Origin of the sequence: Marinobacter sp. SS8-8, from assembly GCF_030540945.1 — a bacterium.
Lineage (GTDB): Bacteria > Pseudomonadota > Gammaproteobacteria > Pseudomonadales > Oleiphilaceae > Marinobacter.
This window is the reverse complement of the sequence record NZ_JASSVN010000035.1, coordinates 1-9,181: the sequence shown is the minus strand read 5'-3', so window position 1 is coordinate 9,181 and position 9,181 is coordinate 1. Positions and strand designations below refer to the sequence as shown.

Here is a 9,181-nt window from a genome sequence, read left to right as displayed (position 1 = left end):
CGTGTGCGCAGTCTTCTGTCCACGGCGCGGAAACAGAACCTGGGTGCCTCCGAGGTATTGACGCAGCTGTTTACCGGGCGTGAGCCGGCTTTTATGTCGGCACCGGAACGGGGCTAACAGGACTTTTTACGGGGAGGCAGCTGAATAGTTACATATGATCAAATATGGCAGCGTCTGAATTTCAAGGGTTTTATGCCGCTGTACCGAGCGATGTATGAAGAACGTAATCATGGTGACGCTGCCACCTCTCGACGTATTTTTTCTTCCACACGTCTCTGATTTTCTGAGAATCACGCTCGGCGATTCGGGCTCTTTTCCCCGATTGGTTGAGGGGATGGCAGAAGCTGCAGGGATCAAAGCACCGTATCGAGCCACTCTAAAGAAGGCTGAGCATCAACCTGTAACACGCGGTGCCGCGATGAAAATCCGACGTGTCTGGCACTCAAGTCTTCAGGATAAAGACTTCCTAAAAGATCTCGAAATTGCTACGCAGCCTTGGGAGGACCTGCAATTAAAAAACAATGGCTCGTCCTGGATAGCTTATCTGGCGGGTACTGAGAGATCGAAAATTGGGTCGGCGCTGAAGGATTCCAGAGTTGCCAGCTTCGTAGAGAAGCGAATTGCCCAAGAGAAGTCTTTTCTCGACTGGATCAAACAAGAGACTAGCCGGCAGCCTAAGAAACGGCCGCAGCCTGCGGTCTGGATCCGACAAGCGCAAGAGTTCTTGGAGGACAACACGTTCGTGGACCCGGAGCTTATATCGTTGATCGCCGAAATTGATCACACCGCTAGAGATCCGGAAAGCGTGGAGTGGCTTCGGGGAAAGAGCATTTTGCGCTTGATTAACCACCAACTACGGATTGATTTCTACTACACGCTGCTCTGCGAGTTGGCGCTCGATGTGGCTGACTATCTGGCAACCCATGGGGTGTATGAGGCACACAGAGAGCAGTTGGTCGATTGGGGATTCGTAGGAGACATTGCGCCCAAATCGTCTTCCAGGCGGAGTAGGAGAGGCCGGCCGTTAGTTCTTTTATTTGAGGTGTGGAGACGTCGACTGTCAGAGCTGGCGGGTGAAGAGGTGACCGTGCGAAAGATGGCCGGTTACCTGCCTTTGCCAAAAGACTGCACGGAAGATGAGTTCCTCTCCTATTCCTCGGAATCACCGGGAGACCACAAATATCGCCGGTTCAAGAAATGGCGCAAGGGTCAGATTCCAGATCAATCCGCCTTGGAGATCTTTATTGCCAGACTCTGTGAAGGCCATGACTCAGACCACTATCTGGCGTGGATGAAAGCCCAGGCTGCGCTGGCATGGGGGCGATTGATCGATGAGGAAGAAGCAACTATCGCATCAATTTTTATCAAGTATCCTGAGTTTCAACGTTTCAACGCGATCGGATCCTACAGCAAATACTGGAACCGATATCAGAAACAGGCCGCCGACATTTCAGCGGCCTGATCTTGCATGGCTATTTACCCTTGGACGGGGCGTTCCCCCGGCCACCTCCAGATGGGCGACCGGTTGTGCTTGGCCAGTTACCACCCGGATGGCCGTTGGAAGGACGAGAGCTACCTTTTCCTTTTGACATGGCGATCTTCTCCAGTTCTTGAGTCTGTTTTACGGGTTACTTTGAGTGGGCATTACTGTTTAGTCAGATGCCAACCCGTCTGGTACGGGCATTCATATACCCGCAAATGTATGCCGATCTCTCGTCGAATGATCGCTGCCCTGTTCTCAGCTCCAGTCTTGGTTTCATAAGACTCCTTGGTGTCTCCAGAACTGTCGACACAAAACTCGCAGGGTTGGCTTGGGGTATAACGGTCCTTGGGCGTCAAGTGCCAATGGTTGCACCGCGAGCATTCGTAATAGGTAAGAGGTGTTTCATTGAATAAGCTTGCGTTCTCCGCAGCGCTTTCGGCCTCAAATTTAAATTCGTAAGCGGCGAGTGGCTGTCCAGTTCTTTTGCTGATGCAGCTGTCGAAAGTCAGCTTCATTGGTTTCTCCAGTTCAAATTGTGAGATCGGATATTTCAGGTAATGAGTTGTCTCATCACCTGCCCCGATCATCTGAAATCTAAACCGGTGCCGGGAGGGGGCTTGGCATGTGAAATTTGCCAAAGCCCGCCACCCTCATCGTCGGATGAGCGTTCATCGACGATTTCGTGACCTTGTTTTCGTTACCCGTGAAACCACGCTCCTCCCCCCACGTTGCGGGTCTTGGAGCAGACCTAAGCGGCCAAACCAATCCTTCTCTTTTTCGCGTGCCCTAATCATGAGCCGCATGGCGCGTGTGTAATCACCGATTGTAGTTGGTGCTAGGTCTTCATGTTCGAACCAGACCTCCTTAATGTATCGCATGTGCTTGAGGTGGATTTGGTTGCAGTAACGAACCTCCGGGAACCGAGCCTCGATAGCATCTGCGATCGTTTGAATGCGCTTTTCTGCTCGCCTTTTTGTCGAATCGGAGGCATCTTTGTCCCACTTGATGCGTTGCGTAATGTCTCGGATATTCATCAGTAGCCCCCGATGTAAGATGAAGCCACCTGGGGACGACCATGCCCCAGCAGGCGAGAGACCTTTTCACGGGCGATGCGATCCAGTACCCGGTCCCCAATAGGGCCGCGAAGCGGACTGGGGCCCCGAACGACTTCTTCGTAAATATCTTGTGCGAATCCACAGCGCAATTCCCGGAAAGAAGGAATTCCACACTTTTTCAGGATTCTCCTGCAGCGACCGAGCTCCCGACGGTAGAAGGTGATCGCGTTTTCTGTTTCCCGCAGCAGGCACTGGGAACCTGCCGGGCGAACGGAGAGAGCGAATTCAAGTGCCTCGCGCTGAAATTCACCTGCCGTGATGGTCCGACTCTCGCATTCCCTACCGCCTTTCGTTCCCTCCAAAATAGCGGCCGTGCCAGTTGCAGTTACTTCTCGCATCATACGGTCCAGGTCCTGCAGATAGGCTTCTTCCGTTCGCATTCCCCAGGAGCGCGTTAGCAGGACTACGGCAGCACCACGCTCATTGCCAGACGCAATCATGCGATCGGTTGCCGTCTTCGTAACCGCGATGTCCGCCTGAATCTGGGTTTTTCGTACATTGGATCTTGCCATGCCCAGTGCTTTGCGAGCGGATAGGTGCAGCTTCTCATCTCGACGCATCGCGTACAGACAGGTGTTCACCGTCGAGATCAGATTATGTGCATACGACGCGGCAACCGTGTTGTCGCGTGTCCCATCGGCCCACTCGTAGGACTCATGCAGCCGGTGACGCAGATAATTGCCGTAGGCTTCTACGAACTCCATATCAATATCGCGTGCATCCCGAATGCCATGCCGCTGGCAGAATTCGACGAAAACCCTGATTCGAATGCGGTGGGTCCGCCGAGTGCCAAAATGGTCTTGCTGACCAAAGAGGGCGTTCAAGGCCATAGAAAAGGCATACAGCAACTGCTTGCCGTAGCCATAATTGCGCTTTTCGCTGCGCAGAGTTTTCTGTTTCCGTTTCATTGGTAAATCACCTGTCTCTAAAAAGTTGAAATCGAGTGCAGCTGATGCGAGGCAAACCCTGCGGCTTTTGGGGCAGAGCCTGGTTCCCTCGCTGACACCCCGCCCCATCACCGCAGTCAGATACGTAACCATGAGAAATCTCCTCTGATCGTTGGGGGTGTCGTTCGTGCCACTGCAGGCACAGTTTTTCCGTTGCAAGCCGTAGGTAACAAATCAGTTAGTGCTGTTTGTTGGGGTAGCGGCGTTGTCACGCGGTCAGCGTGACGGTGCAAAAGAGGGGCGCCTGAAACTTGGATCAGGCGTAAGGGCGAACAGATCGAATCGAGCATGCCGGTGGTGACGCACCGGGGGAGCGAATCCGCACGAATCTGGTTTTAGTCAGGGTTTTCGACCAGTTCTAGTCCGTTGATCGGATTTAAGGAATTGGAATTGCTGGGTTTTCCAGCTCCAGGTCAAGTCATCTCTCTAACGTTCGGTTTTCGATCGTAGAGGTGACGAATGCCCAGAAGGGCGGTTGGGTTAGCGAACTTGACGTCCGCTTGGGCTATTTTTAGCAGTTTGGATCGGGCCATGCCCGGAGGGATACCAGTCGATAATCGACGGTGAGACACATGCTGTTTGTTCTACCAAGCCAGCTACCTGGCCGAGTGATTCCACCCGGATTGAGCCTTCATTATCAGAACCCAGAGTGGTCTTGTCCACTCGTTAAAACGCAGAATTTCTGTAATAAGACCAATTTGATACATGCCACCACGCGGCACTATGTGGGCCGCGGATACAGTCCTGGGTTGGTTTGTGGCCTCCAAGTGGACTCTAAATGGACTTTTGCTAGGTCTCCGTATGAAGCAGCGAGCACATTTGCCGGTTAAGTCCACTGCAGGTCGACTTGGAGGACACTACGGTGAAACTGGGGAGAGTTTGACAGCGATCAGCTTGGTGTATGTAGGGAAGCAGGTGAACGAAAATCTTTACGTCCAAACACCGTGCTCGAATCGATTGATGATGCCGAGTAGTTGCCTCGCTCGTTCAGGAGAGTCCATGTAGTTGTAAGGAGTCTCATTACCGATAATCGGCAGTGGACTCGAAAGCCAACTCTCAGCCATCTGCTGGTCTCCCTCAAAAAGCTCCAGCGCAGCGGATTTCACTTGGCCCTGCAAAGTTTCAATCTCAGTCTTCTGGTTTGTCATCGGAATTTTCCACCTGACTAAAGTGCCTGCCGTCTTTTTTTGTCAGTCAACACGAGATAGTAAAGCACGGCCGTCAGGAACACGCATCAAACCTGACTCTCCTGGGTCGCACCGACAAAAGGATTATCTGGGTCTATTGGAAAACTTCATCAGTTCAAGCAGTATTGAGGGGCCGATCAACGTTTGCAGGCTAACTATTGTTCGGAAAAATTTTAATTCAGTTGCTGAATGGATGGTCCAGCGCTTAGGGAGGGCACATGATTGAGCTAGTGAAATCATGGATTGATGAGGTAAACGAAGCGTACAAGCCTTATCGCCAATCCTGCGCAGTTTTGCAGCACCAGTTTGACGGTTTCTATAGCCCGGAGCTTCTCCGCTCATCCTATTTCGTGATCGTAAAGGTTCTCCCCATGCCGAAGATACCGGAGCTCAGAGAAGCAGGGCTGGGTGACTTTATTGATAATGAGAACCAGCTCGATGGTGTCACCTACAAAGACACTTACTACCTTGTTCCGGATGCAGCCAGAGATGTAGGCATCCACTTTCACGAACTTGTGCACGTCATCCAATGGCGAACGCTCGGCGCGCGAAACTTTATACAGCGCTATATGGAAGAAATACAAAGGTTTGGCTACAGCGACCAGGCACCGCTTGAGGGGATGGCGTATGGTCTGCAGAAAACGTTCGAAAAGGGCGTAGCCCCCTTCGACGTGGAGAAGAAAGTAGTCGCGACCCTCTGATGAAAAACGGGGTCCCAGAATAATGAGCAGATGGATCTGAAACGTTATGCCTTTTCTTTCACTCCTTGATGATCGAGCCAAACCCAAAGGTTCACGTGACCCACTGGGTTTCGAGCTGGTTTGGACCCATTTCGGCCGAAAAGTGGTCGGCAACCTGACAACCATCACCAGTTCCGTCGAGAACTTCACCGTTGCGCTGCTCGGGTTCTATTGGTCACACCAGATTCATGGAAATGCCGACAAAGACAGTCGCGAGCGGTTAATCAGGGAAACGTTCCTTCGCTACGAGCAGCTTGCCGCCTACCTCCGCTACCAGTCCGGTAGCAAAGAAATCATGGGTATCACCCGCGTCCACAAAAATATGACTACTCAGGCGGAGTCGTTAGCTATTAGCTTGAAAGCTCAGATTCTGAGCAATCAGGCAAGCTATGGATTGTGGGGCCTGTACAGTTCGGCCTTAAAAGATTCCGGGCTTGCAGAAGGAAGCGATCGGAAGCTTACAGCGGAAGGTAGGGAGCTCGCTGCAACAATCGCAAAGGATCTGAACGCCAATGAGTTCATTCAGCTGTTCAGAGTCGACGGTCAGCTTTCCAGAGATGAATGTGAACGCTTGGCACCCCAATTTTGGGAGGCAATTCGAAAGGATAGCGTTCGACAAGAGCTCACTCATGTACTGCTTCGTGGGCACCAAAACCAAAATGCCTCGGTTCAAGGCGAGCTTTTCTCCGTAAGCGCAAAACTCGTAAGCGAGGGTAAATTGACTGATGGATTTGCCCAGAACCTGAACGAAGTTCAGAGCGCTGCATCAGCTGACTTGCAGACGTATCTCGACGAAATCCAGCGAGTAGAGCGTGTACTAGTCGCTGCTAACAACGTTTTCTATTACCTGCTGACACAGGATCATCGACCGGTCTCTTCAGTTGTGGAGCAGATTGAAAGCCAGGCTTATGACTATGAGCACCTGCCAGAGACTTTGCCCCAAGGGATGACGCGACGGAACGCGCTTTGTGAGATCAACGACAATCTGAGAGCTGGCAACCATTGGGGAGCAGTTAAAGCCGTCACTAAGTTAAACGCGGACGTCATGAAAGCGAGGGGAGGTGCTCCCTGGGTAACCTGTGACGGCGACATTCTCAATGTCAAAGTGAAGTCAGAAACGGCTGTTCTTCGGTCTCAGAAGGCTCTCCTAGGTGACTGGGACTACGATTACTTCCTAGGCTCCTATTTTCGCATTGCCAAAGCGAATCTGGAGGAGCGTAATGGATAATGCGCAGATATCCCAATACCTTGAAGAACGTCTGGGAGGGCGCCCGGTCAAAGCCGCTGTCTTTGCCACCTACACCTTCGATCCCGCATTTTTTGAGCTGGAAGTTGTTCCTCTTCTATTACCAGAAAACAGCTCGTTCTCGATCGATGAGCGGGTGAAACAGTTCCAGGTGCGAGAATCCCTTAGGGAAGCCGAATTGCCGGTTGATGTCTTTTACGATCAGAATATTTTTCGCATCCAGGGTGAAAGCTCACCGGGAATGGAGTACGGCTGCCACGGTGTTTCAGAAGGAAATCGTGCTTTCCACCCGAAGCTATCGTTGCTGCTTGTAGGTAACGGCGCTGAGGAAAGTGACTCCTTACTGATATCCGCCGGTTCCAATAACCTCACTAAGGCTGGCTGGTGGGATAACATTGAATGCCAGCACTGGGAGGAGATTGGCCAACGCGATGGTCAGGGAGAGTTTCTGCAGGCATTGAAACGGGATCTGGACTACCTGCAAGGTAAACAGATACTCCAGTCGGGCAATGGTGCTGTCGCTAAAATACAGCGATTTTTGGCTAGCTGCGTAGGAGATCCTGAAGCACCGCCAGTTCATTATTTCGGATTATCGAGTACAAAACGGATTCTGGACTTTCTATCGGAAGAGATCAGCCAGCTTAAAGAACCCGTTGAACTGGAGATTATCTCTCCATTTTTCGCCGACGACTCCAGGAATAACCTACACGAGGCGTTTCTAGATCTTGGTGTGAGTGTTGTGCGCCTTCTATTGCCGCGGGATGACAAACAGGAGGCGCTCTGTAACCTCGATTATTTGGCTCACATTGATAGTTTGGACAATGTCGCCTGGGCGGACTGGGTGAAATCAACAGCAGCCCCCTTAGGAGTAGGGAAAGAACCGCATCGGGAACTGCACGCCAAGATCTTCAATTTCATTGGCGTTGATCGGGCTTTCACCTTTGTCGGGTCAGTGAATTTTACCTACAAAGCGCTCAATGAGAATGTGGAAGCCGGGTTTCTGGTAGCTACGGATGCCGAGTCGCTTTTGGAAGTCATCTCTGATGATCTACCGGACGTTAGCCAAAGATCTCTCGACCTGGCACCTGGTGAGCTGGACCAGGAAACTGAGGGTGTCATGCCTCAGATCTCCCTCACCTTTGATTGGCTGACTAAAACACTGAGCGGAGCAGTGGACTCTGAAAGCCCGATCGAAATTGATCTTATCGGCCCAGATGGGGCAGGCAATCCGGCAGTGACCGGCTGGCGTCTCAGAAACGTTTTGAGCGACTACACAGGCAACACTGAAGCGTTGGAGAAAGCGCTAGCCAACGGCTCCCTGATCCTCGTGTCTGGACGAGTTTGTGATTCCGATGAATTAATCGCCCCGCACCGTGTTTTACTTCAGCAAACGCACTGGTCGCATAAACCGCAACTTGAGCTCGCTACACTGTCCCCTCAACAGATCCTGGCGATTTATGCCGGAATGTCTCCCGAACGCCGTCAGTTGCTGCTGACGGACGCACGGGTTAAACGGCTTTTTGAACTGGGCGAGCGAGGGGAAACCAGCCTGATTGAGGAGGCGCCTCTGGAGAACGAGTTCTTCTCCGAGTATGCCGAGTTGTTCCACGCATTTCGCATGTTGCGACGTGACCTCAGCAATGAGCAATCCACACCGAAAAAGCGTGATTACTACCTCACAGGTACCGGAGTCGATAGCCTGCCAACATTAGTTGGCCGAGCTGCGGCTGTACTCGAACCCGCTAAGGAGGGCGATCAGCCGTTGCATCCGGTCAGCGCGTATCTTTTATTGCTCAGTGCCAAGGAGGTCTATCGAGCGGACAAATTTACTGATAGGCCTTATGTCTCACAACAGCTTGAGTTTGTGGAATCCCTTCTTCAGCGGATACGTGAGAGCAAGCTCATCAAGCTCTCTAGTGATCGAGAAGCCGACCGAGAACGGTTCTTAGAGTGGTTTGAGACTCAATTCCTCGAACAGTACCGGTGCCCGACGGAAGAAGTGGAGGCAGGCGCATGAGTCAATATCCTATCCTCGATCTGGACTCTGCTCGCCTAATTCTTGATTTCAGTGGTGGCAGGGAAGAATTGAAATCTCTCGGAGAGGTCCAGCTACGGGGCGCGGTTGCTCTCTACAACATGATTAATACCGATAATATCGGGCTCGGTTACCTTGCCGATGAAGTCGGAATGGGAAAAACCTACATAGCGCTCGGAGTCGTTGCGCTGATGAGGTACTTCAATCCGGCTCTGCGGGTTCTCTATATCTGCCCAAGTGCCAATGTTCAGGACAAATGGCTGCGGGAACATGCTAGTTTTATCGACAGAAACGTCTGCACTGCTAGCTAGTTTCCGTCCATAAACGTAAAACACTGATATTAAATAAAAAAATGAGGTAATCAGGCAGGAAACCTCCAGCGGAAAATGGTATTCTTTGTCACAAGCAATTGAAACAAAAGAAAAAAC

General features: G+C 51.6%; 8 protein-coding genes. 5 read left to right on the top strand and 3 right to left on the bottom strand.

Annotation, left to right across the window (positions count from 1 at the left end):
- Positions 1-214 precede the first annotated feature (214 nt).
- Entirely contained in the window at positions 215-1,462 is a 1,248-nt protein-coding gene (locus QPL96_RS18965) for a hypothetical protein (RefSeq protein WP_303288848.1), read from the top strand.
- Positions 1,463-1,644: 182 nt separating this feature from the next.
- Here the strand turns inward: QPL96_RS18965 and QPL96_RS18960 are convergent, their stop codons facing one another.
- The 3 genes from QPL96_RS18960 to QPL96_RS18950 form a co-directional block, all read right to left on the bottom strand.
- Positions 1,645-1,998 carry a hypothetical protein gene (locus QPL96_RS18960; protein WP_303288847.1) on the bottom strand — a complete coding sequence of 118 codons (354 nt, stop codon included), beginning with the start codon at positions 1,996-1,998 and terminating at the stop codon, positions 1,645-1,647.
- A 518-nt stretch (positions 1,999-2,516) separates the two neighbouring features.
- The gene (locus tag QPL96_RS18955; RefSeq protein WP_303288846.1) at positions 2,517-3,638 is read right to left on the bottom strand and encodes an integrase domain-containing protein; all 1,122 of its coding nucleotides are present in this window, start codon (positions 3,636-3,638) and stop codon (positions 2,517-2,519) included.
- An 836-nt stretch (positions 3,639-4,474) separates the two neighbouring features.
- Positions 4,475-4,693: an MbcA/ParS/Xre antitoxin family protein gene (locus tag QPL96_RS18950; RefSeq protein ID WP_303288845.1), complete on the bottom strand. Its 219-nt coding sequence runs from the start codon at positions 4,691-4,693 to the stop codon at positions 4,475-4,477.
- Between the two features lie 257 nt (positions 4,694-4,950).
- Here QPL96_RS18950 and QPL96_RS18945 point away from each other — a divergent pair, with 257 nt between their 5' ends.
- From QPL96_RS18945 to QPL96_RS19520, 4 genes are read left to right on the top strand one after another with little or no spacing between them, the layout of a single operon-like run.
- Complete coding sequence (locus QPL96_RS18945; RefSeq protein ID WP_303288844.1) at positions 4,951-5,433, top strand: hypothetical protein; 483 nt, start codon at positions 4,951-4,953, stop codon at positions 5,431-5,433.
- A gap of 46 nt (positions 5,434-5,479) precedes the next feature.
- Positions 5,480-6,700 carry a hypothetical protein gene (locus QPL96_RS18940; RefSeq protein ID WP_303288843.1) on the top strand — a complete coding sequence of 407 codons (1,221 nt, stop codon included), beginning with the start codon at positions 5,480-5,482 and terminating at the stop codon, positions 6,698-6,700.
- Positions 6,693-8,735: a phospholipase D-like domain-containing protein gene (locus QPL96_RS18935; protein WP_303288842.1), complete on the top strand. Its 2,043-nt coding sequence runs from the start codon at positions 6,693-6,695 to the stop codon at positions 8,733-8,735. The genes QPL96_RS18940 and QPL96_RS18935 overlap by 8 nt, the downstream gene beginning before the upstream one ends.
- Positions 8,732-9,064 carry a DEAD/DEAH box helicase family protein gene (locus QPL96_RS19520; protein ID WP_368388926.1) on the top strand — a complete coding sequence of 111 codons (333 nt, stop codon included), beginning with the start codon at positions 8,732-8,734 and terminating at the stop codon, positions 9,062-9,064. The genes QPL96_RS18935 and QPL96_RS19520 overlap by 4 nt, the downstream gene beginning before the upstream one ends.
- Positions 9,065-9,181: the final 117 nt, after the last annotated feature.

Excerpts from the sequence above, each read along its gene's own strand:
- QPL96_RS18965 (WP_303288848.1), top strand. The coding sequence starts at position 215 with ATGAAGAACGTAATCATGGTGACGCTGCCACCTCTCGACGTATTTTTT.
- QPL96_RS18960 (WP_303288847.1), bottom strand. The coding sequence starts at position 1,998 with ATGAAGCTGACTTTCGACAGCTGCATCAGCAAAAGAACTGGACAGCCA.
- QPL96_RS18955 (WP_303288846.1), bottom strand. The coding sequence starts at position 3,638 with ATGGTTACGTATCTGACTGCGGTGATGGGGCGGGGTGTCAGCGAGGGA.
- QPL96_RS18950 (WP_303288845.1), bottom strand. The coding sequence starts at position 4,693 with ATGACAAACCAGAAGACTGAGATTGAAACTTTGCAGGGCCAAGTGAAA.
- QPL96_RS18945 (WP_303288844.1), top strand. The coding sequence starts at position 4,951 with ATGATTGAGCTAGTGAAATCATGGATTGATGAGGTAAACGAAGCGTAC.
- QPL96_RS18940 (WP_303288843.1), top strand. The coding sequence starts at position 5,480 with ATGCCTTTTCTTTCACTCCTTGATGATCGAGCCAAACCCAAAGGTTCA.
- QPL96_RS18935 (WP_303288842.1), top strand. The coding sequence starts at position 6,693 with ATGGATAATGCGCAGATATCCCAATACCTTGAAGAACGTCTGGGAGGG.
- QPL96_RS19520 (WP_368388926.1), top strand. The coding sequence starts at position 8,732 with ATGAGTCAATATCCTATCCTCGATCTGGACTCTGCTCGCCTAATTCTT.